A 23,291-nucleotide genomic window follows, 5' to 3' on the forward strand; every position below is an offset into this window, starting at 1 on the left:
TTTGCCCCTTCAACACGTTGTCGGCAATGATCTGGGTCAATGCCGGGCGACATCATTCATGCAACGGACGGTGGTGACCCTCGTGCGAAACAGGCGGGCTCGCGCGCGCCCCAGCCAATGGAGACAGCCATGAGCTATTCTATCTTCCAGTCCGGCCGCAGCCGCCGCAACGGCACCTTCCACCATCTTGAATCCGGGATCGAAGAACAGATCGAGGCATTGCGCGACGAGCTCGCCGAACTGACGCGCCTCGTCGGCAAGAACTCGCGCCACCAGAGCGAGAAGATTCGCAGTCAGGCTAGCGCCGGCTTTGAGGAACTGCTCGGCCGCAGCGAGGAACTGCTGCGCGAGCTGCAGCACGGTTACGAGCGCGGCGCGACCGAAATGCGCGAGACGGTGCGCAATCATCCGCTGGCAACCATCGGCGCCGCTGCCGCTTTGGGCTTGGCCATCGCCTTCCTCGCCCGTCGCTGAGGAAGCTCGATGCTCTCGATCCTCAGTCTGCTCACGGGCGCAAGCGTGCATCGGACCGTTGCGCGCGTCAAACGCAACAGCATCTTCGTCGCGCTTGCCGCGCTGTTCCTCCTTACAGCCTATGCGCTGGCGGTGGCCGCCGGCGCCATTTGGCTCGCTGGCATCTACGGTCCGCTCGCCGCCGTCCTCTTCCTGGCCTTCGGCGCGCTGCTGATCGCAATCATCATGCTGGTGGTGATGTCGATCATCAACGCCCGCGAGGCACGTCGAGCCCGCGATCGCCGAGCGGCGCTGGAATCTCTGGCGACGGTAGGCATCGGCCTCGTCCGCGCCCAGCCGCTGCTCACTGCCGGCGTCCTGGCCGCCATCGTCGCGGCCAATCTGATCGGCTCGAAGCGGGAGGATTGAGTCGGAGGATGGCGATTGTGCTGCCCTTCTCGGCGGGGAGCAACCATGTTCAATTTTTCCGGTATTGGGGCGTCCATTCGGTCTTGCGAAAGAGGATTGTGTTGGCGAGGACGATGAGTTTTCGGGCGACGGCTATGACGGCGCACAGGTGTTCCTTTCCGTTCTGACGCAAGCGCGTGTAGAAAGCGGCGAGATCCGGATTGTGCCGGGTTGCCGTGAATGCGCACATGAACAGGCTCTTTCGCAGGCGTTCGCGACCACCCTGGATGCGGCGTCTGCCGTGATATTTTCCGCTATCGTCGTCATAGGGTGCGACGCCGGCAAGGGCGGCGATCTCGGCGCGGCTGGCATGGCCGAGTTCGGGCAGCCGAATGATCAAGCACAGGGCGCTGCGCAGCCCGATCCCCTTGATGGAGATCAGCAGATCGAGCCGTTGCGCCAGGTCGCAATCGTCGCGAACCGTCTTTTCGAGCCGCAGCAGATGGGCCTTGCGGCAGGTTTCGAGGCGGGCGACCTCGCGCAGGTGGCGGCGTTTGATCGCCTCCGACAAGGCGGTCTCGGCAAAGGTCTTGACCAGCGCGATCTGCTGCTCGATCTGTTCCAGATAGGTCAGTTCGGCGGCCATCTTGTCGAAGCGTGCGTCCGGCAGCGCCGGCAACTGCTCGAGACTTGCCGTGAACAACGCAATCAGCACGGCATCGAGCCGATCGTTCTTGGCCCGCTTGAGCCGGCTCTTGGCAAAGAAGCGCAATTGCGCCGGCTGCAGACGCGCCGCCGGCCGCTTGCCGGCCCGCAGATGCGCCAGCAGCCGCCATTCATAGCCGCCGGAGGCTTCAAAGCCGATGCGGCTGACGTCATGCTCTCGAAGAAAGGCGTCAAGCGCCTTCAGGCCAGCGGTGTCGTACGTGACCCTCAGCCTTGCCTTACCGGGATGGAGGGCGATGTCGAGATGGCTTTTGCCGACATCGATTCCGGCACAAATCATGCTATTATCGGTCATCTTCGTCGTCCCTGTCTTGGATACGAACCCCAAGGTTCCTGCAACCACACGGGCCAGATGAAGAGCCGGTTGCGATCCTGCTCCCCACAGCCCAAAACGGCTAAGAAGGTGACGATCCGACAACCAGCTGCCGGGCGGGCGGCCACCCGCCCGGCAAGCATCAATATCCTACATTTTTCTTATCCAAGAAGGTGGCCCGAAGGGTCGGGTGAGTGCCCACACGGCATCATTGTTGCCCTTCGCTTACGCTCCGGATTCGCGGCTTTGCCGCTCACCCCCTCATCTGCCTGCCGGCATCTTCTCCCCGCCGGGGAGAAGGGGATGTGGCAATGCCCTGCTCCGCCGCCGCAGGTCATCTGCTGCTCCCACGTTGCCGTCGCCCCGTTGAGGCAATTTAGGGACGGGCACAACGAAGAAGCCGGCGCTCCAAAACAGCCGCCAGCTTCCTCTGAACATGACTGTTCTCAGAACGCAAAAGCCTTCGATGTCAGAGGCGCCGAAGTGGCGTCGGGGCCGAAATCGGCCTCGCCTGAAATCTGCAGCAGTTCCTGCAGGCGCTGCCGCGCGCGGTTGACGCGGCTCTTGATGGTGCCGACGGCGCAGCCGCAGATTTCGGCCGCCTCTTCGTATGAAAAACCTGAGGCACCGACGAGGATGATCGCCTCGCGCTGGTCCGGCGGCAGCTGATCGAGCGCCTTCTTGAAATCCTGCAGATCGAGTGCGCCATACTGCGAGGGATGCATGGCCATCGATTCCGTGAACAGCCCGTCGCTGTCCTGCACCTCGCGACCGCTCTTGCGCATCTGGCTGTAGAGTTCGTTACGCAGGATCGTGAAGAGCCAGGCCTTCATATTGGTGCCCATCTCGAAATGGTCCTGCTTGGCCCAGGCCTTCATGATAGTATCCTGGACGAGATCGTCGGCGCGATCGTGCCGTCCGATCAGCGAAATGGCAAAAGCGCGAAGGCTAGGGAGGGCCGCCAGCAATTCCCGCTTGAAGCTGGGTTGCAGTTTCTCTTCCATGCGACGATCCTATTCGGCCATCTTGGCAGAAGCCATCATTTCAGCATGGTCGAGCTTTTCGAGAAGATCGAGAAAACGATCGGGGATCGCCTCTTCTTGTGCCGCGGCATAGAGCGACCGCAGCTTGACGCCGATCTGGTTGTTCGGGTCCAGAATATCGCTTGCCCGCAGCTCCAGCTTCCGCTGGTCCGCCGCCTCTTTATTGCGTGTAGTCATCAACTCGTCTTCTCACCGTTATCTGTTGCAAAGGCGTGCAATCAAGAGATCAACCACCGACACCGACCGTTCCACTATCGATATCGCTGATATTTGCCGCGGCATGGATCAAAATGCTACGCCCGCCCTTTCTTGTCGGGTGGAATAATGCGGCGCGACAAAAAAAGTTCCTACCGTTCCGGAACTTTTTTACCAAGGCAGCGTTAACTGGCCATTGAACCTACGACCGGCCTGCATACGGGAGCCTTTAATGACACTTTCCACTCGAATTGCGCCGCACCTTCCTTATCTGCGTCGCTATTCCCGCGCCCTTACCGGCACCCAGACTTCAGGCGACGCTTACGTCGCTGCCGTTCTTGAAGCCATTATAGCCGATTTGTCGATTTTCCCGGATACGGCCAATGACCGGGTCGCGCTTTACAAACTGTTCACGCAACTGTTTGGTTCCACTGCGGTGCAGATTCCGGAGCCGACTTCCCCTTATGCATGGGAACAGCGCGCCACACTCAATCTGTCCAAGGTTTCCCCCGGCGCCCGCCAGGCTTTCCTGCTCGCGTCGGTGGAGAATTTCCGCGTTGCAGAAATCGCGGAAATTCTCGAACTCGATGAACAGGATGTCATGCAGTTGCTCGACAAGGCCTCGCAGGAAATCTCCCGTCAGGTCGCAACCGACATCATGATTATCGAGGATGAACCGCTGATCGCCATGGATATAGAGCAGATGGTCGAAAGCCTCGGCCATCGCGTCACCGGCATTGCCCGCACGCACGCCGAAGCCGTCGCGCTCTACAACAAGACGAAGCCGAGCATGGTGCTCGCCGACATCCAGCTTGCCGACGGCAGTTCCGGCATAGACGCGGTCAACGACATCCTCAAGACGTCGAGCGTGCCGGTGATCTTCATCACCGCATTCCCGGAACGGCTTTTGACGGGCGAACGCCCCGAACCCACTTTCCTCGTCACCAAACCGTTCAATCCCGACATGGTCAAAGCCCTGATCAGTCAAGCGCTTTTCTTCAATGAATCGACCAAGGTAGCCGCCTGAGACGCAATTTTCCGGTTCTCGGAACCAAACCGCCGAGACAGGCGTTCCGGTGCTACCGGGGCGCCCCGATGGCTTTAACGGTTTTTGCAGCGCTTTATTCTAGAGTTGGCAGGCGGTTTCTGGCGGGGCGTTCCGTTCAGCGATGTTCCGAGATGTCACAGGGAAAGGCGGCCGAGTGAATACGACTGAACCATTGTCGGGCACGCCTTTCACATTCGAAGGCAAAGCCGCAATGATGGAGCGGGCGCTCGGCAGCGCCGGGATTTCGATCCTCTGCCAGGACGCCCGGCTTTCAATCTTCTACGCCGAAAATCTGCCGCCGCATTTCGCAGCGCTTTTTATGCCCGGCGGCAGTGATTCCGCCCTTTTCGGTGATGTCCATGGACAATATCTGACGGCGCTGAAGCGCAAGGTGCTGGAGACTGGCATTCCCAACAATGCCGAGGTCGAAATCGATGTCGACGGCGAACTGCGTACCTACGAATTGAAGATCCAACGTACTGGCGACCGCGGCACGCTTGGACTTCTGTCCGTGATGACGGAGGTCACTGAAAGCCGGCATCGCGAAAAAGTGCTGAAATCGCTGCTGCGTGAGCTCTCGCACCGCTCGAAGAACCTTCTCGCTATCATTCAGGGCATTGCGACTCAAACAGCGCGCAACACGCTCTCGCTCGACAGCTTCCTCCTCAAGTTCCGCGGCAGGCTACAATCGCTTTCGAATTCCCAGGACCTCGTCACGGATTCGAGCTGGCGGGGCGCCTATCTCTTCGAACTCGCTGAAAAACAGTTCGCTCCCTACTGGCCGGAGACATCAGGCTCCATGCCGATCTACGGCATCAATGCCCATCTGACGCCGAATGCCGCCGTGCATCTCGGCCTCGCCCTCCACGAGCTCATTGTCAACTCCGCTTCCTATGGAGCAATATCAGGCGGCGCCGCCTCAATCACGTTGAACTGCCGTGAAGCGATGATCAACGACAGGAAGGCGATCGAGATCGCCTGGGCCGAAGTGCTGCAGGATCAGTCTGAAGTCCACGAATTCAGCGATAACAGCTTCGGCCGCACCGTGCTGGAGCGTGTCGTGCCCTCGTCGGTCAACGGCAAGGCGGAATTGAACCTCGTGCCCGGCCGCATCGAATATCGGCTGACTATTCCGGAAACCGAATTCGAGATCTTCAAGCGAGTGTGAAGCGCGACACCACAACGAAAAACAGCCGGTGCGAGGGCGGCGCACCGGCTGTCTTCACTCACCGGGAGGGGACCGTGAGTACGTCCGGATAGTGGGTTGGGGGCGCGCATGTTGGGTCGATGCGATCACCATCCGGATACCGCAATAACGGCGAAGTTTAAGTTTGGTTCCCTGCCATTCGAAAAAAATCGTGTTTTTTTAATCTTTTTTCCGATGCCCTTACCTCGCCGCACGCTCAGAAAAATCATCAGTCCAGACTGAAGAAATTGATCTTTAAAAAACAGTTATTTACCGGCACCTCTTCCAGGAGGATCCGTCAAAATTTTACCGTTTGATAAATTTTTAAACCTGGGTTACGCTTTCCCTCACAGGCCGTTTACCAATAATGAGGGAACTTCAATGGAACGACTGGAAACTGGGATTCACGCCGGCCGGCTTTCGCCCGCCGAGTATGAGGCTAATTTTTCCGACCTGCATCCGCGCCTTGACAATCACGAGGCGCTGGTCGCCGCCGACCGCTGTTATTTTTGTTATGACGCGCCGTGCATGACGGCCTGTCCCACCTCGATCGACATTCCGCTTTTCATCCGCCAGATTTCGACCGGCAATCCGCTGGGTTCGGCCAAGACGATCTTCGACCAGAACATCCTCGGCGGCATGTGCGCCCGCGTCTGTCCCACCGAAGAGCTCTGCGAACAGGCCTGCGTGCGTAACACGGCCGAGGAACGGCCCGTCGAGATCGGCCGCCTGCAGCGTTATGCGACCGATGCCGCCATGCAGGTCGGCAAACAGTTCTATGTCAGGGCCGAAGCGACAGCAAAGAAGATCGCCGTCGTCGGCGCCGGCCCGGCAGGTCTTGCCGCCGCCCATCGTCTCGCCGTGAAGGGTCATTCCGTCACGATTTACGACGGCAGGGAAAAATCCGGCGGCCTCAATGAATACGGAATCGCCACCTATAAGACGGTCGACGATTTCGCCCAGCAGGAAGTTGATTACATCATCGCGGTCGGCGGCATCGACGTCCGCCACGGCGCCCTCCTTGGCCGCGATTTTTCGCTCTCCGATCTGCAGTCGCAATATGACGCAGTCTTTCTGGGCATAGGTCTTGCCGGCGTCAATGCGCTGCGTATCGAGGGCGAAAACCTAGCCGGCGTCGAGGACGCCGTGGATTTCATCGCAACGCTCCGCCAGGCTGAAGACAAAGGCAAAATCGCGATCGGCCGCCGGGTCGTCGTGCTCGGCGGCGGTATGACGGCGATCGACGCGGCCGTACAGGCAAAGCTGCTTGGCGCCGAAGAGGTGACCATCTGTTACCGCCGCGGCAAGGAGCACATGAACGCCTCCGAATACGAGCAGGATCTGGCCAGCTCGAAGGGCGTCATCATCCGCCACTGGTTGGCGCCGAAATCGATCGTGTCGCAGGACGGCAAAGTTGCCGCAATCGAAGTGGAATACACCAAGATCGTCGAGGGCCGCCTCGTCGGCACCGGCGAGACCGGCGTGATTGCCGCCGACCAGATCTTCAAGGCAATCGGCCAGACCTTTGATGCCGGGGGCCTTGGTTCGCTGCGCATGGAGTCCGGCCGCATCGCGGTCGACGTCGAAGGCCGCACCTCGCTCGACGGCGTCTGGGCCGGCGGCGACTGCGTCTTCGGCGGCGAGGACCTCACGGTTTCCGCCGTCGCCCATGGCCGCGACGCGGCTGAATCCATCCATCGCGCCCTCTCCGCAACAGCCGCTCCGGCTGTCGCGGTTGCTTGAAGGGGAGAATGAACAATGGCTGATCTTCGCAACAATTTTGTCGGCATCAAATCCCCGAACCCGTTCTGGCTGGCATCCGCGCCGCCGACCGACAAGGCCTATAACGTCGAGCGCGCCTTCAAGGCCGGCTGGGGCGGCGTGGTCTGGAAGACGCTCGGCGAGGAAGGCCCCCCCGTCGTCAACGTCAACGGTCCGCGCTACGGCGCGATTTTCGGCGCCGACCGCCGCCTGCTAGGCCTCAACAATATCGAGCTCATCACCGATCGCGACCTCTATACAAACCTGCGTGAAATGAAGCAGGTGAAGATGAACTGGCCGGATCGGGCGCTGATCGCCTCGATCATGGTGCCCTGCGAGGAACAGGCCTGGAAGTCGATCCTGCCTCTGGTCGAGGAGACCGGCGCCGACGGCATCGAACTCAATTTCGGCTGTCCGCACGGCATGTCGGAGCGCGGCATGGGCTCCGCCGTCGGCCAGGTCCCGGAATATATCGAGATGGTCGTGCGCTGGTGCAAGCAGTACACCCGCATGCCCGTCATCACAAAGCTGACGCCCAACATCACTGACATCCGCCGCCCCGCCCGCGCCGCCAAAGCCGGCGGCACCGATGCCGTCTCGCTGATCAATACGATCAATTCGATCGTGTCGGTCGATCTCGACAACTTCGCTCCCAACCCGACGGTCGGCGGCAAGGGCAGCCATGGCGGCTATTGCGGCCCGGCGGTCAAGCCGATCGCTCTCAACATGGTCGCCGAGATCGCACGCGATCCCGAAACCTACGGCATGCCCATCTCCGGCATCGGCGGCATCACCACCTGGCGGGACGCGGCCGAATTCCTGGTTCTTGGCGCCGGCAACGTTCAGGTCTGCACGGCGGCGATGACCTATGGCTTCAAGATCGTGCAGGAGATGATAACGGGTCTCTCCGACTGGATGGACGAAAAGGGCCATCGCAATCTCGACGACATCACCGGCCGCGCAGTGCCCAACGTCACCGACTGGCAGTATCTGAACCTCAACTACGTCGCCAAGGCGAAGATCGACCAGGATGCCTGCATCAAATGCGGCCGCTGCCACATCGCCTGCGAAGACACCTCGCACCAGGCAATCACCAACGTCGTCAACGGGCTACGCCATTTCGAGGTGATCGAAGAGGAATGCGTCGGCTGCAATCTCTGCGTCAACGTCTGCCCGGTCGAGAACTGCATCACCATGGAACCGCTTGCCGCCGGCACCATCGACAAGCGCACCGGCCGCGTCGTCGATCCGAACTATGCCAACTGGACGACCCACCCGAATAATCCGATGGCCCGCCAGGCGGCGGAGTGACGGCTTCTCAACGCCGCGGACTAGCGCGTCCGCGGCGTAACGCTAGATTGCAAATCCGGATTTCCGGCTTGATGGACGACCCTGAAGCGGGAACATCATGAGGCTGCCGAAGTTAGCGCAGGCGATCTCCGCGAGAGAGCCATGCACGACCACTCAAGCAGCGAAAAATCGAGACCGGCACCCCGCCGTTGGAGCCGACGCCTCCCGATCGGAGCGGAGGTTGATGCCGGCGGCGTTTCGTTCCGGCTATGGGCCCCTGCCAGGGAACGCTGTTTCCTCGTCATCGAGGAAAATCCCGGATACGAGATGACGGCGGAGGAAGGCGGCTACTTCTGCCTCTATCTGCCCGGTCTGGTTGCAGGGACGCGATACCGGTTTCACTTTGAGGACGCAGGTGATCTTCTTGCCGATCCTGCCTCGCGTTTTCAGCCGGAGGGTCCATCGGGGCCATCAGTCGTCGTGGATCCGACGCGGTATCAGTGGCGCGATCACCATTGGCAAGGAATGTCCCCCTTCGGAGCCGCTCTCTATGAGATGCACGTCGGCACCTTCACAAGGGAGGGGACCTTTGCGGCGGCCAGGGAAAAGCTGGCAAGACTCCGGTCGATTGGCATCAACTGCCTGGAAGTCATGCCGATCAACGAATTTGAAGGCGAGTTCGGCTGGGGTTACGACGGCACGTTGCTCTATGCTCCGACCCGACTCTATGGACCACCGGATGATGTGCGCGCCTTTGTCGACGAAGCCCACCGGATCGGCATTGGGGTGATCCTCGACGTCGTCTACAATCACTTCGGTAAAGGTGAGCGTTTTTGCGAATTCACACCAGACTATTTCACCGAGCGTTATTCGAACGAGTGGGGCAAGTCGATCAACTTCGATGGACCGAACAGCCGTGGCGTTCGCGAGTACGTCGCAAAGAACGCGGCTTATTGGATCGACGAATTTCATTTTGATGGACTGCGCATCGATGCAACGCAGGCCTTATTCGACTCAAGCCGCGAACACATCGTCACGGTTATCGCCAGGGAAGCTCGCGCAGCAGCGAGACAGCGTCAAATCTATCTCGTCAGCGAAAATGAGCCGCAACAAACCAGTATGGTGCGGCCGGCTGAGGTGGGAGGGCATGGGCTGGACGCCTTGTGGAATGAGGATTTCCACCGCTCCGCGACAGTGGCGCTGACGGGCCGCAACGAAGCCTATTTTCATGATTATTGTGGTACCGCTCAGGAGCTCGTTTCCGCCGCCAAATATGGCTGCCTGTTTCAGGGACAAAGATATGATTGGCAGGACAAACCACGGGGCACTGCGGGGCTCGACCTCAAGCCGTGGAATTTCGTACACTTTCTCCAAAACCACGATCAAGTCGCTAACTCCGGCACAGGAGCGAGGATCGGCCACATAACATCGCCGGCTCGCCTTCGAGCCCTGACGGCGCTCCAGCTGCTGGGGCCGCAGACGCCCATGCTCTTTCAGGGGCAGGAGTTTGGTTCCTCTTCCCCGTTCCATTATTTCGCTGATCACACAGGAGCAATCGCCGACATCGTACGGCAGGGACGGCGCGATTTTATCAGTCAATTCCCGAACCTGCGGGATGAAGAACTCATCAGACACATGGCGGATCCATGTGCTCGCGAGACGTTCGACAAGGTGAAGCTTGATTGGGCCGAATGGGAGAGGAACGCGGCAGTCGTTCAGCTTCATCGCGACCTGCTGAATCTGCGTCAGACAGAAAAGGCATTTTCCCGCCAAGCCTGCGCCCGTGACGGGCAATTGGACGGCAGTATCTTGTCCAGCGCCTCCAGCACCGCCTTCCTCCTCAGATTCTTCGCGGAAAAACCGTCTGAGGAGAGACTATTGCTGATCAACTTCGGCAATGATCTCGTGATCGACAGTCTGCCGGACCCGCTTTTTGCTTCACCAAGAGGTCACCAATGGCATCTCTGGTGGTCGAGTGAAGATGCCGCCTACGGTGGCAGCGGACGCCGCCCCTATGACTTTCAGAAGCGTTGGGTGTTGAACGGGGATATCGCCCTGGTTCTCGCCCCCGTAAAAGTCGACAACCGGCAAAACGCCTCGGCAGTGCCGATGGAGGAATGGCAGGCCGGCATTTTGCGAGCCGGAGACTCCCGGTAGCTAACGGCAGGCACCCGGCCTTCGGCGTTCAAGCAGACGTTCGAGGAACTGAGCGAGGGAGTGGCCTGAATTCTCGCCCTCGCCGCTGAGGACGGTAACACCCCACCTCTTTAGAACGTGCACCTGGACTTCGGTTGGCTCGTGCATGAAGAGAAAAAGAGGTGGTCGGTGTCGGTCCAGTCCTGTCCGCCGCCATGTTGACCACAAGTGATGCAGCAAAAAGCGTATATTCAGATCGGACATGCTGTAGCCGATGAACAGCAACGTTGAGGCGAAGGCATCGCTCCTGAATTTAATATCCAAGGGAGCGTCGAATGAGAGGCGGTCGAAATAATCCGACTCGGTCAGCACCAGCGTGTCGGGATCGGAGAAATCACCGTGGTATTTGACGATCTGCGTTTTGCCGGCTGGCGCGGCCGCCATGTCTTTCGCACTTGTGATCCGGGTGAACGGCCGCTCGAATGTCTCATAGGACATTTCGAGATTTGCATCATAATTTGTGGTGTAAACGAGAGGAAAGTCCAGTTCCACGATGAGCCGATGCAACTCCGAACTCCTCAGTTGCTCCGGCGAAATCTGCCACTCGCGCTTCATCCATGCGACCAACTGAGACAATGACCCGTGCTTCAGCCGGTAATATTCGGCGATTTCCTGATAGGTGGTGCCGTGCTCGGCGGCGAACGACGACGGCAGGCCGAGATCCACCAACATGTGGTCGATGAGGCAGGTCCACGACGGCAAGCCGACATTCATCGAAATGCCTGCCCCAACGAACAAGATGGCCTGCCGGCGTTCAAGCGCACCGGCGATCGCCATTATCTGTTCATCGTGTGGCACGAATCCTCCTGACTGCCATAGATCCAACGTCGTCTGGAGGGACTTGTTTCCGTTCGCTAGCGTACCTCCGTGAGGTGCCTAAGCGGCCGGCTGCAAGGATGCAACCGAACCGGCAGCTCCGTGGTCCAGCTTAGCCTGCCTAAGTGGCGTCGCCGGTCCTCTGGGGTCCCCTGCGCGTCTCCAGCTCGTGGGCGTAGGGTCCCGCATGTCCACCGGTTCTCATGAAGTGCTTATCGATCTCGGCGATAATCGCTTCAGCTTTTTCTCCGGCATTTAATCTGATCAGAGCGTCCAGTTTCGCTTCGGTGCGATCATCGTTTTCCTTCGAAGACGGAGAGCCGATATAGAGAAAGTAGGCAAGACCGACGACCTGCCAGAGCAACTGCAAGAATTCGGACTGCCAGTTTTCAAAGGTGTCTCGGCTCATCTCCATCAGGTAGGCATTGATATCAGGGGCTTGACCGTGGCTGTGTTGCTCGCCGACAAAGGCGAACCAGCCAAATAACCAATGGCCGGCGAGCGAAAATAGAAAGAAGCCGACTGTGATCCAGGCGTAGGCGTATTTCTTGAACATGATACCTCCTTTGGACAGGCGACCGGTGGGCGGCGCGTGCACGACCAGCCGCACTTTTTGAAGTCCTCATCAGCTGATACCTGGCCTGCCCTCCAAGTCCGCTCGGATCGAGAGATCGCCTGCAGCAATCGGCGCGCCGATGCTGAAAGCGGGCACGACCTCGTGTCCAAAGGTTTTGATGAACTCGCGCTGGTTGCGCCCGACATTGTGGATATAAATCTCTTCAAATCCCATCGCGATATCGGCCTTCAGCCACTCGAGGTGCTGTTGCGGATCGGCCGAGATGCGCACATGCTCATCCATGTCTTCGGGCCGCACCTTCAGGCACGCCTCGTCGAACTCCTCCGGCAAACGAAGCGTTTCCGAGATCGCGGCCGAAATCGCGTTGCTCCGCCATTGGTCGAAAGCGTTTGCCCTGGCTTCGCCTTCGGAGGCGGCATAGGACACATGCGCCTGTAAATAGAGCGGCTTGTCCTTCCCGCCGCCACGGCGGAAGGCATCGACGACTTCGCCGAGCTTGTCGGGCGGCTGGTTGATGGTGATAAGCGCATCCGCCCATTCTCCCGCCCACTCGGCCGTTTCGGGCGAAAGAGCACCGGCGACAATGCGGGGAAGCCTGTTCGACAGGGTATGGACCCGCGCCTGATCGACTTTGATCGGCGCTGACCGACTGACAAGCTTCCCCGACCATAAGTCCCGTATGATCTCGACCGCCGCTCGCAGTCGTTCATTTCTTTCTGCCTTGGAAGGCCAGCGTTCACCCATGACGTGTTCATTCATGGCTTGCCCGCTGCCGACCGCGATCCACGGCAACCGTCCGGAAAACATCTCTGCGATCGTCGCGCCGGCCTGTGCAGTAATCGCCGGATGATAACGCCAGCCCATAGGGACGGTTATGATACCGAAGGGAATAGACCGCGTCGCCTGGAGGGCCGCCCCTAACCAAGCCCAAGCAAAGCCTGACTGACCCTGCCTCTCGCTCCATGGCGTCAGATGATCGGACGACATCACGGCGCCGAAACCTGCAGCTTCCGCCGCCTGCACATGTCCAAGGAGCTCACTTGGCGAAAATTGTTCATGGGATGCGTGATAACCGATGAGCGTCATGATCCGTTTCCTTCCGAAACAAACCAATGGTCGGCATAGGGCTCGAGCTCCGGGCGTGATTGGAGGATACCTTCGAACTCCACATCGCCGATGGGATCTCTGAACTTCCTGGGCTGCATGCCGCTAAAATCGATTTCCGTCTTGTAGGAAAACGGTCCGGCGGCGACGATCGGCTGACACAGTTTTCCGACATTCGCACTGCAGAACCCCGCCTTCCTCTCCGACCACCATTGCATCGGCATCCGCACTGCTGGTCGCGGTGCTTGCCTAGGACGGGTTCTGCACCTTCGAATATGGAATAGCCTATGCATACCAGCTGCTGCTTCGGTTCGGCACCGCGACGGTCTCCCGATAATCTCTGTTGCCACACCTTCTAACGGTTCCGGAGGGAGGGGGTTCCTTGAGCCGCGCCACGGCTACGAACGGGAAGTGGGGATGAGGTCTGGCCCGATGGAACCCACGCGCACCACCGGTGTTCTCCAAAGATCCCAAACAAGTAGGAAAGCTTCCGATGGATCAGTCCACGACACCGCTGGGAGGTCCCACGCGATCACCTCTCCAACCGAAATGGTGGCATACGGCAACTGTCTATCAGGTCTATCCGCGCAGCTTCTGCGATTGTAACGGAGATGGCATCGGCGATATTCCGGGCATTACCTCCAAGCTCGATTACCTGAAGAAACTCGGGATCGACATCGTCTGGCTGTCGCCGATCTATAAGTCGCCGATGGACGACAACGGCTACGACATATCCGACTATAGGGACATCGCCCCCGAGTTCGGCACGCTCGCAGATTTCGACGAGTTGGTGGCGGAGGCGAAAGACCGCGGGATCGGCATCATGCTCGACCTCGTCGTGAACCACACCTCCGACGAGCATCCATGGTTTCTTCAATCTCGCCGCGACCTGGACAACCCATTCCGCGATTTCTACATCTGGCGCAAGCCCGCCCCGGACGGAGGACCGCCGAACCGGTTAACATCCTCCTTCGGCGGGCCGGCCTGGACGCTCGATCCCGCCACCGGCGAATATTACCTGCACATGTTTTCCCGTCGCCAGCCGGACCTCAATTGGGAGAACGAGAAGGTCCGGGCGGAAATCTACGACATGATGAACTGGTGGCTCGAGCGCGGCATTGCAGGCTTCCGCATGGATGTCATCGACTATATCGGCAAGCAGGTGGATCAGGAGCTCGTCAAGGACGGACCACATTTGCACGATTATCTGCAGGAGATGAATGCCAAGACCTTTGGCAGCCGCGATATCCTGACGGTCGGCGAAGCCTGGAGCGCCACACCCGGCGCAGCGCTCCTCTATTCCGGGCGTGAACGCCGGGAACTGTCGATGATCTTCCAGTTCGAGCACGTCACCCAGCAATGGGACGCGGTTTATGGGAAATGGCGCCCGAAGCCGTTCGACCTCGTAAACCTCAAGACCGTCCTCAGCAAATGGCAGCTTGCTCTATCCGAAGATGGGTGGAATTCGCTCTTCTGGGGCAATCATGATCTTCCGCGCGCAGTCTCGCGCTACGGCAATGTCACCGGCTATCACGTTGAGTCGGCGAAGATGCTGGCGACTGCATTGCATCTCCTGAAGGGCACGCCTTTCGTCTATCAGGGCGAGGAGATCGGCATGACGAACGTTCCCTTCACCTCCATCGAACAGTATCGCGATATCGAAACTATCAACATGCACAGGCTGCACGTGGAGGCCGGCCTTTCACCGGAGGAATTCATCCGCGGAGCAAACGAGAACGGCCGCGATAACGCCCGCACGCCGATGCAATGGAGTGCTGCCCGCTATGGCGGTTTTTCCACAGGCGTCCCCTGGATCGAGGTCAATCCCAATTATCCGAAGGTCAACGCCGAAGCGGCCATCAAGGACGAGAAGTCGATCTGGAATCATTATCGCAAGCTGATCGCTCTCCGGAAAACCGACCCTGTTATCGTTTATGGCGAGTACCGGTCCTGGCTCGACCAGCACCCCGATGTCTTCGTTTATACCCGCACGCTCGACAGGAGCTGGATCATCGTGGTCGCCAACTTCACACCCAGGGACATTACGCTGAGTTTGCCGACGGAGCTCGCTATCAACGGAGAATGCCTCATCTGCAATTATGAACCAGTGCACATGATCGGCGAAACTGTTGAGCTCAAGCCGTACGAAACCTTCGCGATAGAATGTAAGTGAAGCTCTCGAGCCAGTGCGCGCTTTGCCAACCGACGGAGTGACGGTTTTCGGCGATCTCGAACTCTTTGAAAAGTTGCACCCTATGTTATGACGCGATCAGCCGCCGAATGACTTCCGATAGGCATGCGGGCTCGTGCCCAGCCGCTTGCGGAAGTGGTGCCGCATCGTCGCCAGCGTGCCGAAGCCGCTTGATATCGCGATATCGTCGAGCGATACGGCAAGTTCTCTTTCGAGAAGGTCGCGCGCATGGCGCAGCCGCTCCTTCAGCAGCCATTCGCCGACGCTGAGACCCGTCGTCGCTTCGAAGCGGCGCTGGAAAGTGCGTATGCTCATGCCGGCCCTTTTGGCGAGCAGGCTGATCGGCTGCTCCTCGGCAAGGCTTGCGCGCATCCAGTCGATCAGCGGGCTGAGGCGTATGCCCTCACGTTCCTCCGGAACCGGCGCGCCGATGAACTGCGCCTGCCCGCCTTCGCGGTGCGGCGGCACGACGAGGCGGCGGGCGACGCTGTTTGCCGCCTCCGAGCCGAAATCGCCGCGCACCACATGCAGGCACAGATCGATGCCTGCGGCGCTGCCGGCCGCTGTCAGCAGGCTGCCCTCATCCATGTAGAGTACATCCGCGTCGAGCGTGATTTCGGGATAACGCGCCGCGATCGAGTTGACATAGCGCCAATGTGTTGTCGCCCTGCGGTTGGCAAGCAGTCCGGCGCCGGCAAGGACTGCAACGCCGGAACAGAGCGACATGATGCGCGCGCCGCGCTGATGCGCTGCCTTGAGAGCGGCGGCAAGCGGTTCCGGCACCGGCGCATCGATCGACCGCCAGCCGGGCACGACGATCAGGTCCGCCGCGTCGAGCACTTCCAGCCCCCTGTCGACCGCGACCGTCAATCCGCCGGCGGCGCGAAGCGGCCCCAGCTCGATGCCGCAGACGGAGAAGCGATACCACCCCTCGCCCATCTCGGGACGCGGCAGGCCGAAGACCTCATAAGCTATCCCGAATTCGAAGGTGCAGAGCCCGTCATAGGCAAGCACCGCGACCAGCGGTCCGTTCGTCTTCGGAGATATGTTTGGCATGATCTTTACGCTGTCAGTCATGATGGCCAATTTCGCCAAGCTTTAACATCGGCGATATCAGGGGGCAATCCAGCACGAAAGGAAAGACCGATGCCAAGCGCCGTCTCCGATATCCCCGCCGCCGAGCCTGACCTCGCCGCCGCCCATTATGCCGCTAAGCTCACCTTCGAGACCGATTGTTCGGATGTCCGCGCCGCTTTCGCAGCTGGTAAGGTCGATTTCGTTCTTCTCGACGTGCGCTCGCCGGCACTGTTTGCGCAGTCCCATGTGCCGGGCGCGATTAACCTGCCGCACGGCAAGATGACCGCACATCGCATGTCGGAATGGGCAAGAAACACGCTCTTCGTCGTCTATTGCGCTGGTCCGCATTGCAACGGCGCCGACAAGGCGGCCTTTCGCCTTGCCAATCTCGGCCTCAGAGCCAAGCTGATGATCGGCGGCATGACCGGCTGGGCCGATGAGGGTTTTGCCTTCGAAACCGAAACCATCGCTGCCGAATAACAGAAGGCTCCCCTCCACGATGCGCAGGGAGCCTCATGTCTCAAAACTCAATGACGATCTTGCCGAAGGGGCCTCGATAGAGATGATCGAGCGCCTGCGGCAGCTCTTCGAAACCATAACGCTTGTCGATAGCAGGCTTCAGCCCGGTCTGGTCGACGGCGCGCACCAGATCCTCCAGTGCCCTGCGGTGACCGACCGTAATTCCCTGCAGGACGGGCGCCTTGAGAAGCAGTGGCGCCACCGGCGCCGAGATCTCAAAACCCTCGAGGACGCCGATCACCGAAATGCGGCCGTTAATCGCCACAGCCTTCAGCGCTTGGCCGAGATGTGGTCCGCCGACGATTTCGAGCACGTGGTCGGCGCCGTAATTGCAGGTCAGTTGATGGAACTGCGCCACCCAGTCGCCCTCGTGCCGGTTGATCAGATGATCGGCGCCGAGCGTCAGCGCCCGGTCGAGCTTTTCGCTACTGCCTGACGTGATGAAGACCTCGGCGCCATGCGCCTTGGCGATCTGCAGGCCGAAGAGCGCGACGCCGCCGGTTCCCTGCACCAGCACCGTGTCGCCAGCCTTGAGCTTGCCGCATTCGATCAGCGCGAACCATGCCGTCAGTCCGGCGCAGGGCAGCGTGCTCGCTTCAGCGGCATCGAGCGTTTTCGGCGCATGCGTGAACCACTCCTCGGAAAACACGGTGTGTTCGGTCAGCACGCCCGGATGGAAGCCGCCGCGCGTCTGGTAGGGTAGATTACGCGCGTTGCCCGGGCCGCGTCCATCGATCCAATCCGGGGAAAAGGTGGAGATAACTCGATCTCCGGGTTTGAAGCGTGTGACATCCGGCCCGACGGCCTCAACCACGCCTGCCATGTCCGAGGCCGGCACAAAGGGAAACTGCAGCGGCAGTCCCATGCCGCTTTCGAGCACAAGCCTGTCGCGGAAATTGAGGGAGACCGCCTGCGTCCGCACCCGGATCGTCCTGCCAGACACGTCGGGAATTCTCGCTTCACCGATCTTCAGATTGGCCTCCGGCCCAACGGCATCGGTTCGCCACTGCTTTGTCGTCTGCATCTCCTGCTCCTTCTCGATTGGAGGAGCAGCAGGTATATCGTTGAATATTCATCGCCTGTTGCGATATTATATCGTCGAACTGGTGCCACAAAGGAAACAAAGATGGAGCAATTGAAGGGGATTTCGATCTTCGTCCAGACGGTCGAAGCCGGCGGTTTCTCCGCCGCCGCCGAACGGCTTCACCTCACCCGCTCGGCAGTCAGCAAGACGATCGCAAGGCTCGAACAGCGACTCGACGTCCGGCTCTTCAACCGCACGACCCGGACCCAGAGCCTGACCGACGAGGGCCGGTTCTTCTATGAGCGCTGCCTGAAAGCCATCGAGGAAATCCGGATCGGCGAGGCCCAACTTGAATCGGGCAGGCGCGAGGTCCGCGGCAGGCTGAGGGTAGCGATGCCGGCGCTGTTTGGACGTCATTGCGCCGCTCCGATCCTGACCCGCCTGCTCGACGACCACCCCGATCTCGAATTGGACTTATCCTTCAGCGATCGGGTCGTCGATCTCCTAGAGGACGGCTTCGACCTTGCCGTCCGCAACGGTCCGCTGAAGGACAATCCCGACCTGATGGCGCGAACGATCGCCCGGCAGTCCATGACGGTCTGCGCCTCGCCGGCTTATCTCGAAAACTATGGCGTGCCGCAAACGCTCGACGATCTCGCCCGCCATCATGGCATCGTCTATCGCAGGGGTGACAATGACAAGGCCTGGACCTTCCCGGCTCCGTCCGGCCCCTCACGCGAAGTTCTGCCGAAATCTCGGTTGCGGCTCGATGATCTCGCCTCGATCGCAGACGCCGCGGTTGAAGGCCGCGGGCTTGCCTGGCTGACCTGCTGGCTGGTGCGGGACAAGGTCCTCTCAGGTGAACTCGTGCGGGTTCTGACTGATACGCCATCAACCATATTTGAAGCGTATGCCGTCTGGCCGCGATCGCCGGTGATGCTGCCGAAAGTGCGTCTTGCCATCGATAGGCTGGCCGCGGAATTGCCGGCGGTCATGAGCTGAAAAAGGCATCTTCTCAGGAAATCGAGCTGTTAGCCACCCTCCGGCCGCAGCCCGCCAATAAAGAGTTGCTCCAGAAACCGCGCGGCATCCTCGAAGCGCCCTTCGCCGGAATGTTCCTGCCCCAGCACCGCGCGCACCTGGACGTCGAAATCCGCATAGTGCTGGGTCGTCGACCAGATCGAGAAGATCAGGTGGTAGGGATCGCATTCAACGATCTTGCCAGATTTCGTCCAGGCGCGGATGACCTCCGCCTTCTCGTCTACCAGTTGCTTCAGCGGCCCCTTCAATTCGTCCTCGATATGCGGTGCGCCCTGCAGCACCTCATTGGCGAACAGCCGGCTCTCGCGCGGAAAATCGCGCGCCATCTCCAGCTTGCGCCTGATGTAGCTGCGGATTTCTTCTTCCGGATTGCCCTCGGCGTCGAAGGCCCGCAGCGGCTCCAGCCAGGTATAGAGGACCCGGTCGATCAGCGCCCGGTGCATCGCTTCCTTGGTGCGGAAATAATAGAGAAGATTGGGTTTCGACATGCCCGCGACTTCGGCGATCTGGTCGATCGTCGAACCGCGAAAGCCGCGTGCCGAAAACACGTCGAGCGCCGCCTCCAGAATCTGCTCTTCCTTCTCCTCCTGGATTCGCGTTCGCCTCTGGGTCTTCGCTGCTCTCGGAATAGCCATCGGCTATTGTTTCCCCTTGATATTCAACTTCTTCCCTCAAGCTTCGGCAGAGGCGACCCCTGGCGCTTTCTTGAGCAACTGCCCGCATTTTTATCGGCAAATTTCGTGATTTTCGTCTTGAGCCCCGCGGTGGAAGTTGTAATGTTTACCAATCGGTCAAATATCCGCCAGATGAAAAACAAAGGCAACTGGCGATTTTCCGGCGCTCGACAAAACCAACAACAGGCGCGGGAAAGGACCACGGGAACAGGCGGGCATGCCCCTTGCATGACTGCCGCAAACAGGTGAGGGCTTGAAGAATGGTGGCAGCACCAGGCGAGAACATGCGCATCAATGGCGACCGTCTCTGGGACAGTCTCATGGACATGGCGAAGATCGGCCCCGGAATCGCCGGCGGCAACAACCGCCAGACGCTGACGGATTCGGATGCCGAGGGCCGCAGCCTTTTCAAGACATGGTGCGACGAGGCGGGCCTGGCCATGGGTGTCGACCGCATGGGCACGATGTTCGCCACCCGCCCGGGCACTGATCCCGACGCCCTGCCGGTCTATGTCGGCTCGCATCTCGACACCCAACCAACCGGCGGCAAATATGATGGCGTGCTTGGCGTGCTCTCGGCCCTCGAAATCGTGCGCACGATGAACGACCTCGGCATCAAGACGAAGCACCCCATCGTCGTCACCAACTGGACGAACGAGGAAGGCGCACGCTTCGCCCCTGCCATGCTGGCGTCGGGCGTCTTCGCCGGCGTGCACAGCCTGGACTTCGCCTATAACCGCAGGGATCCAGAGGGCAATCTGTTTGGCGACGAGTTGAAGCGCATCGGCTGGGTCGGCGACGAAGAGGTCGGCGCCCGCAAGATGCACGCCTATTTCGAATATCATATCGAGCAGGGTCCGATCCTCGAAGCCGAGGAAAAGCAGATCGGCGTCGTCACCCACTGTCAGGGCCTGTGGTGGCTGGAATTTACGCTGACCGGCAAGGAGGCCCATACCGGCTCGACGCCGATGAACATGCGCGTCAATGCCGGTCTTGCCATGTCGCGCATCCTGGAAATGGTCCAGGCTGTCGCGATGAGCGAGCAGCCGGGCGCCGTCGGCGGCGTCGGCCAAGTCTTCTTCTCGCCGAATTCCCGCAACGTGCTGCCGGGCAAAGTGGTCTTCACTGTCGACATCCGCTCGCCCGACAAGGCCAAGCTCGATCGCATGCGGGCAAAGATCGAGGCTGAGGCGCCTGGCATCTGCGACGCGCTGGGCGTCGGCTGTTCCATCGAGGCGATCGGCCATTTCGCACCGGTCACCTTCGACGAAAAGCTCGTCACCTCGGTTCGCTCCGCCGCCGAACGGCTCGGTTACAGCCACATGAACATTATCTCCGGCGCCGGCCACGACGCTTGCTGGGCCGCCAAGGTCGCGCCTGCCACCATGGTCATGTGCCCCTGCGTCGGCGGGCTCAGCCACAACGAGGCGGAAGAAATCTCCAAGGAATGGGCGACGGCCGGAGCCGACGTGCTGTTCCACGCGGTGGTCGAGACGGCGGAGATCGTGGTGTGATGGCATCCGACTTGCCAACGACGTATCTCGACTATGCCGATGCCTTCAAGTTCGGAATTCAGCGAACTGCCGACGACCTCGCATGGGCCACCTCCAATGTGGCGCCAATGACTGAAGGACCGTGGGGCGACGTCCCTAGCGCGCAGATCTATTACGTTGGCGTCAACGCTGCAGGCGAGCGGATTAGGCTTCCGCAAATATCCAGCTTTTGGCGGTATAAACCTTCCGGGGTCCAACTGGCCAATTCGGATGACCCCGACACAAATGGGGCCCATCGAACCCATTATATCTATGGACATGGGCCTGGTGTCGTTCGAATCGAACTCGGCCCTTCCATGCCCGGCATTTTGATCGAACGTCCCAACGGCAGCCATCCCGTACAGTCAACTGGGCTGATCGATGGCAAGGATTTCTACTTTCGCGAAAGCGATGGTTTTTGGTCATTGTCCGTCGGCGGTACTGACGTCGTTGACCAGCCCGACTGGTATTACGGGGAAGAGCATGACACGCCAGCTGAGCTGAGTGAGGAAGCCATCTACAGCCTAATCGCCAAGGGTGCAGCGCTCCTGCGAAGTGGTACGCCCACGATGGCAGTTGAGCAGTAACAGCTAGGAAAAAGGAACAGCAGCCATGACCACAGTCATCAAGAACGGCACCATCGTCACGGCCGACCTCACCTACAAGGCTGACGTCAAGATCGATGGCGGCAGGATAGTCGAGATTGGCCCGAACCTCTCGGGCGACGAAACGCTCGACGCCTCCGGCTGTTTTGTCATGCCGGGCGGCATCGACCCGCACACTCATCTCGAAATGCCCTTCATGGGCACCTATTCCTCCGATGATTTCGAGAGCGGCACGCGCGCGGCGCTTTCCGGCGGCACGACCATGGTCGTCGATTTCGCCCTTCCCGCCCCTGGCCAGTCGCTGCTCGAAGCGCTGACCATGTGGGACAACAAATCCACCCGCGCCAATTGCGACTATTCCTTCCACATGGCGGTCACCTGGTGGAGCGAGCAGGTCTTCAAGGAGATGGAGACCATCGTCCGCGACAAGGGCATCAACACCTTCAAGCACTTCATGGCCTATAAGGGCGCGCTGATGGTTGATGACGACGAGATGTTCGCCTCGTTCCAGCGCTGCGCCGAGCTCGGCGCGCTGCCGCTGGTGCATGCCGAAAACGGCGATGTCGTCGCCTCGATGTCGGCAAAGCTGCTCGCCGAGGGCAATAACGGCCCCGAGGCGCATGCCTATTCCCGGCCGGCTGAAGTCGAGGGTGAGGCCACCAATCGCGCCATCATGATCGCCGACATGGCCGGCTGCCCTGTTTACATCGTCCACACCTCCTGCGAACAGGCGCACGAGGCGATCCGCCGGGCCCGCTCCAAGGGCATGCGCGTCTACGGCGAACCGCTGATCCAGCACCTGACGCTCGACGAGAGCGAATATTCCAATCCGGACTGGGATCATGCCGCCCGCCGCGTCATGTCGCCGCCTTTCCGCAGCAAGCAGCATCAGGATAGCCTCTGGGCGGGGCTCGCCTCTGGTTCGCTGCAGGTGGTCGCGACCGACCACTGCGCTTTCACCACGGCGCAGAAACGTTTCGGCGTCGGCGACTTCACCAAGATCCCGAATGGCACAGGCGGCCTCGAAGACCGCATGCCGATGCTCTGGACGCATGGTGTCAACACCGGCCGGCTGACGATGAACGAGTTCGTCGCCGTCACCTCGACGAACATCGCCAAGATTCTCAACATCTATCCGAAGAAGGGCGCGATCCTCGTCGGCGCCGATGCCGATATCGTCGTCTGGGACCCGAACCGTTCGAAGGTCATCTCGTCCAAGACCCAGCAGTCGGCGATCGACTACAACGTCTTCGAGGGCAAGGAAGTGACTGGCCTGCCGCGCTACACGCTGACGCGCGGGGTCGTCGCGATCGAGGAAAGTACGATCAAGACCCGCGAGGGCCACGGCGAGTTCGTCAGGCGCGAACCGGTGACAGCCGTCAGCAAGGCGCTGTCCACCTGGAAGGAGATCACCTCTCCGCGCAAAGTGGAACGCAGTGGCATCCCGGCAACCGGCGTATGACGATGGAGCATAGCGATACGGCCATCAACCGGGGAACGACGCCTTCATGC

At 60.2% G+C, this 23,291-nt stretch carries 22 protein-coding genes; 13 read left to right on the forward strand and 9 right to left on the reverse strand.

Annotated features, from left to right (window positions below; genetic code table 11):
* Window positions 1-129 precede the first annotated feature (129 nt).
* On the forward strand, window positions 130-474 hold the full coding sequence (locus NMA58_RS15660) for a glycine zipper domain-containing protein (RefSeq protein ID WP_085779156.1): 345 nt from the start codon (window positions 130-132) through the stop codon (window positions 472-474).
* A 9-nt stretch (window positions 475-483) separates the two neighbouring features.
* A complete protein-coding gene (locus NMA58_RS15665) occupies window positions 484-882 on the forward strand; it encodes a hypothetical protein (protein WP_183699148.1) in 399 nt (132 codons plus the stop codon).
* A gap of 49 nt (window positions 883-931) precedes the next feature.
* Here the strand turns inward: NMA58_RS15665 and NMA58_RS15670 are convergent, their stop codons facing one another.
* From NMA58_RS15670 to NMA58_RS15680, 3 genes are all read right to left on the reverse strand, one after another.
* Complete coding sequence (locus tag NMA58_RS15670; protein WP_434711093.1) at window positions 932-1,882, reverse strand: IS110 family transposase; 951 nt, start codon at window positions 1,880-1,882, stop codon at window positions 932-934.
* Between the two features lie 464 nt (window positions 1,883-2,346).
* Window positions 2,347-2,904: an RNA polymerase sigma factor gene (locus tag NMA58_RS15675; protein ID WP_011426507.1), complete on the reverse strand. Its 558-nt coding sequence runs from the start codon at window positions 2,902-2,904 to the stop codon at window positions 2,347-2,349.
* A 9-nt stretch (window positions 2,905-2,913) separates the two neighbouring features.
* A complete protein-coding gene (locus NMA58_RS15680) occupies window positions 2,914-3,120 on the reverse strand; it encodes a NepR family anti-sigma factor (protein ID WP_011426508.1) in 207 nt (68 codons plus the stop codon).
* Between the two features lie 250 nt (window positions 3,121-3,370).
* On the opposite strand from NMA58_RS15680, the gene NMA58_RS15685 reads away from it, so the two are divergent.
* The 5 genes from NMA58_RS15685 to treZ all read left to right on the forward strand — a co-directional run bounded on the left by NMA58_RS15685 (window position 3,371) and on the right by treZ (window position 10,580).
* Complete coding sequence (locus NMA58_RS15685; protein ID WP_020922074.1) at window positions 3,371-4,165, forward strand: response regulator; 795 nt, start codon at window positions 3,371-3,373, stop codon at window positions 4,163-4,165.
* A gap of 193 nt (window positions 4,166-4,358) precedes the next feature.
* Window positions 4,359-5,354: a sensor histidine kinase gene (locus NMA58_RS15690; protein WP_176536356.1), complete on the forward strand. Its 996-nt coding sequence runs from the start codon at window positions 4,359-4,361 to the stop codon at window positions 5,352-5,354.
* A 399-nt stretch (window positions 5,355-5,753) separates the two neighbouring features.
* Window positions 5,754-7,115 (forward strand): NAD(P)-dependent oxidoreductase, encoded by a 1,362-nt coding sequence (locus NMA58_RS15695; protein WP_434711096.1) that lies wholly within the window; start codon window positions 5,754-5,756, stop codon window positions 7,113-7,115.
* Window positions 7,116-7,130: 15 nt separating this feature from the next.
* Window positions 7,131-8,444: an NAD-dependent dihydropyrimidine dehydrogenase subunit PreA gene (gene preA, locus NMA58_RS15700; RefSeq protein ID WP_097600644.1), complete on the forward strand. Its 1,314-nt coding sequence runs from the start codon at window positions 7,131-7,133 to the stop codon at window positions 8,442-8,444.
* 141 nt (window positions 8,445-8,585) lie between these two features.
* Entirely contained in the window at window positions 8,586-10,580 is a 1,995-nt protein-coding gene (treZ, locus tag NMA58_RS15705; RefSeq protein WP_434711099.1) for a malto-oligosyltrehalose trehalohydrolase, read from the forward strand.
* On the opposite strand, the gene NMA58_RS15710 is transcribed toward treZ, so the two are convergent.
* The 3 genes from NMA58_RS15710 to NMA58_RS15720 all read right to left on the reverse strand — a co-directional run bounded on the left by NMA58_RS15710 (window position 10,581) and on the right by NMA58_RS15720 (window position 13,098).
* Window positions 10,581-11,417, reverse strand: coding sequence for an SIR2 family NAD-dependent protein deacylase (locus tag NMA58_RS15710; protein ID WP_311043961.1), 837 nt, complete (start codon window positions 11,415-11,417; stop codon window positions 10,581-10,583).
* 139 nt (window positions 11,418-11,556) lie between these two features.
* On the reverse strand, window positions 11,557-11,991 hold the full coding sequence (locus NMA58_RS15715) for a DUF6766 family protein (RefSeq protein ID WP_434711101.1): 435 nt from the start codon (window positions 11,989-11,991) through the stop codon (window positions 11,557-11,559).
* A gap of 69 nt (window positions 11,992-12,060) precedes the next feature.
* The gene (locus NMA58_RS15720) at window positions 12,061-13,098 is read right to left on the reverse strand and encodes a TIGR03885 family FMN-dependent LLM class oxidoreductase (RefSeq protein ID WP_434711103.1); all 1,038 of its coding nucleotides are present in this window, start codon (window positions 13,096-13,098) and stop codon (window positions 12,061-12,063) included.
* Between the two features lie 511 nt (window positions 13,099-13,609).
* Here NMA58_RS15720 and NMA58_RS15725 point away from each other — a divergent pair.
* Window positions 13,610-15,289 (forward strand): glycoside hydrolase family 13 protein, encoded by a 1,680-nt coding sequence (locus NMA58_RS15725; RefSeq protein WP_434711105.1) that lies wholly within the window; start codon window positions 13,610-13,612, stop codon window positions 15,287-15,289.
* Between the two features lie 96 nt (window positions 15,290-15,385).
* Here NMA58_RS15725 and ftrA read toward each other — a convergent pair whose 3' ends face one another.
* Entirely contained in the window at window positions 15,386-16,384 is a 999-nt protein-coding gene (gene ftrA, locus NMA58_RS15730) for a transcriptional regulator FtrA (protein ID WP_434711107.1), read from the reverse strand.
* Between the two features lie 69 nt (window positions 16,385-16,453).
* Between ftrA and NMA58_RS15735 the strand changes: the two genes are divergently transcribed.
* Window positions 16,454-16,864: a rhodanese-like domain-containing protein gene (locus NMA58_RS15735; protein ID WP_434711109.1), complete on the forward strand. Its 411-nt coding sequence runs from the start codon at window positions 16,454-16,456 to the stop codon at window positions 16,862-16,864.
* A gap of 40 nt (window positions 16,865-16,904) precedes the next feature.
* On the opposite strand, the gene NMA58_RS15740 is transcribed toward NMA58_RS15735, so the two are convergent.
* Window positions 16,905-17,927: a zinc-dependent alcohol dehydrogenase family protein gene (locus tag NMA58_RS15740; protein WP_434711111.1), complete on the reverse strand. Its 1,023-nt coding sequence runs from the start codon at window positions 17,925-17,927 to the stop codon at window positions 16,905-16,907.
* A 102-nt stretch (window positions 17,928-18,029) separates the two neighbouring features.
* On the opposite strand from NMA58_RS15740, the gene NMA58_RS15745 reads away from it, so the two are divergent.
* Window positions 18,030-18,929 carry a LysR family transcriptional regulator gene (locus NMA58_RS15745; protein ID WP_434711113.1) on the forward strand — a complete coding sequence of 300 codons (900 nt, stop codon included), beginning with the start codon at window positions 18,030-18,032 and terminating at the stop codon, window positions 18,927-18,929.
* Between the two features lie 29 nt (window positions 18,930-18,958).
* On the opposite strand, the gene NMA58_RS15750 is transcribed toward NMA58_RS15745, so the two are convergent.
* On the reverse strand, window positions 18,959-19,603 hold the full coding sequence (locus tag NMA58_RS15750) for a TetR family transcriptional regulator C-terminal domain-containing protein (RefSeq protein WP_085779165.1): 645 nt from the start codon (window positions 19,601-19,603) through the stop codon (window positions 18,959-18,961).
* A 299-nt stretch (window positions 19,604-19,902) separates the two neighbouring features.
* Here NMA58_RS15750 and NMA58_RS15755 point away from each other — a divergent pair, with 299 nt between their 5' ends.
* The 3 genes from NMA58_RS15755 to hydA are packed head-to-tail and all read left to right on the forward strand — an operon-like array spanning window position 19,903 to window position 23,241.
* Window positions 19,903-21,156: a Zn-dependent hydrolase gene (locus NMA58_RS15755; RefSeq protein WP_434711115.1), complete on the forward strand. Its 1,254-nt coding sequence runs from the start codon at window positions 19,903-19,905 to the stop codon at window positions 21,154-21,156.
* Complete coding sequence (locus tag NMA58_RS15760; RefSeq protein WP_221113547.1) at window positions 21,156-21,761, forward strand: hypothetical protein; 606 nt, start codon at window positions 21,156-21,158, stop codon at window positions 21,759-21,761. Before NMA58_RS15755 ends, NMA58_RS15760 begins: the two co-directional genes overlap by 1 nt.
* A gap of 25 nt (window positions 21,762-21,786) precedes the next feature.
* Window positions 21,787-23,241: a dihydropyrimidinase gene (gene hydA, locus NMA58_RS15765; protein ID WP_434711118.1), complete on the forward strand. Its 1,455-nt coding sequence runs from the start codon at window positions 21,787-21,789 to the stop codon at window positions 23,239-23,241.
* Window positions 23,242-23,291 lie beyond the last annotated feature (50 nt).

Origin of the sequence: Rhizobium sp. YTUHZ045 (assembly GCF_051124255.1) — a bacterium.
Classification (GTDB): domain Bacteria; phylum Pseudomonadota; class Alphaproteobacteria; order Rhizobiales; family Rhizobiaceae; genus Rhizobium.

Excerpts from the sequence above, each read along its gene's own strand:
- NMA58_RS15670 (WP_434711093.1), bottom strand. The coding sequence starts at position 1,882 with ATGACCGATAATAGCATGATTTGTGCCGGAATCGATGTCGGCAAAAGC.
- NMA58_RS15750 (WP_085779165.1), bottom strand. The coding sequence starts at position 19,603 with ATGGCTATTCCGAGAGCAGCGAAGACCCAGAGGCGAACGCGAATCCAG.
- NMA58_RS15660 (WP_085779156.1), top strand. The coding sequence starts at position 130 with ATGAGCTATTCTATCTTCCAGTCCGGCCGCAGCCGCCGCAACGGCACC.
- hydA (WP_434711118.1), top strand. The coding sequence starts at position 21,787 with ATGACCACAGTCATCAAGAACGGCACCATCGTCACGGCCGACCTCACC.
- NMA58_RS15745 (WP_434711113.1), top strand. The coding sequence starts at position 18,030 with ATGGAGCAATTGAAGGGGATTTCGATCTTCGTCCAGACGGTCGAAGCC.
- NMA58_RS15725 (WP_434711105.1), top strand. The coding sequence starts at position 13,610 with ATGGATCAGTCCACGACACCGCTGGGAGGTCCCACGCGATCACCTCTC.
- NMA58_RS15720 (WP_434711103.1), bottom strand. The coding sequence starts at position 13,098 with ATGACGCTCATCGGTTATCACGCATCCCATGAACAATTTTCGCCAAGT.
- NMA58_RS15755 (WP_434711115.1), top strand. The coding sequence starts at position 19,903 with ATGGTGGCAGCACCAGGCGAGAACATGCGCATCAATGGCGACCGTCTC.
- NMA58_RS15680 (WP_011426508.1), bottom strand. The coding sequence starts at position 3,120 with ATGACTACACGCAATAAAGAGGCGGCGGACCAGCGGAAGCTGGAGCTG.
- treZ (WP_434711099.1), top strand. The coding sequence starts at position 8,586 with ATGCACGACCACTCAAGCAGCGAAAAATCGAGACCGGCACCCCGCCGT.
- NMA58_RS15695 (WP_434711096.1), top strand. The coding sequence starts at position 5,754 with ATGGAACGACTGGAAACTGGGATTCACGCCGGCCGGCTTTCGCCCGCC.
- NMA58_RS15760 (WP_221113547.1), top strand. The coding sequence starts at position 21,156 with ATGGCATCCGACTTGCCAACGACGTATCTCGACTATGCCGATGCCTTC.
- NMA58_RS15735 (WP_434711109.1), top strand. The coding sequence starts at position 16,454 with ATGCCAAGCGCCGTCTCCGATATCCCCGCCGCCGAGCCTGACCTCGCC.
- NMA58_RS15715 (WP_434711101.1), bottom strand. The coding sequence starts at position 11,991 with ATGTTCAAGAAATACGCCTACGCCTGGATCACAGTCGGCTTCTTTCTA.
- ftrA (WP_434711107.1), bottom strand. The coding sequence starts at position 16,384 with ATGACTGACAGCGTAAAGATCATGCCAAACATATCTCCGAAGACGAAC.
- NMA58_RS15665 (WP_183699148.1), top strand. The coding sequence starts at position 484 with ATGCTCTCGATCCTCAGTCTGCTCACGGGCGCAAGCGTGCATCGGACC.
- NMA58_RS15675 (WP_011426507.1), bottom strand. The coding sequence starts at position 2,904 with ATGGAAGAGAAACTGCAACCCAGCTTCAAGCGGGAATTGCTGGCGGCC.
- preA (WP_097600644.1), top strand. The coding sequence starts at position 7,131 with ATGGCTGATCTTCGCAACAATTTTGTCGGCATCAAATCCCCGAACCCG.
- NMA58_RS15740 (WP_434711111.1), bottom strand. The coding sequence starts at position 17,927 with ATGCAGACGACAAAGCAGTGGCGAACCGATGCCGTTGGGCCGGAGGCC.
- NMA58_RS15685 (WP_020922074.1), top strand. The coding sequence starts at position 3,371 with ATGACACTTTCCACTCGAATTGCGCCGCACCTTCCTTATCTGCGTCGC.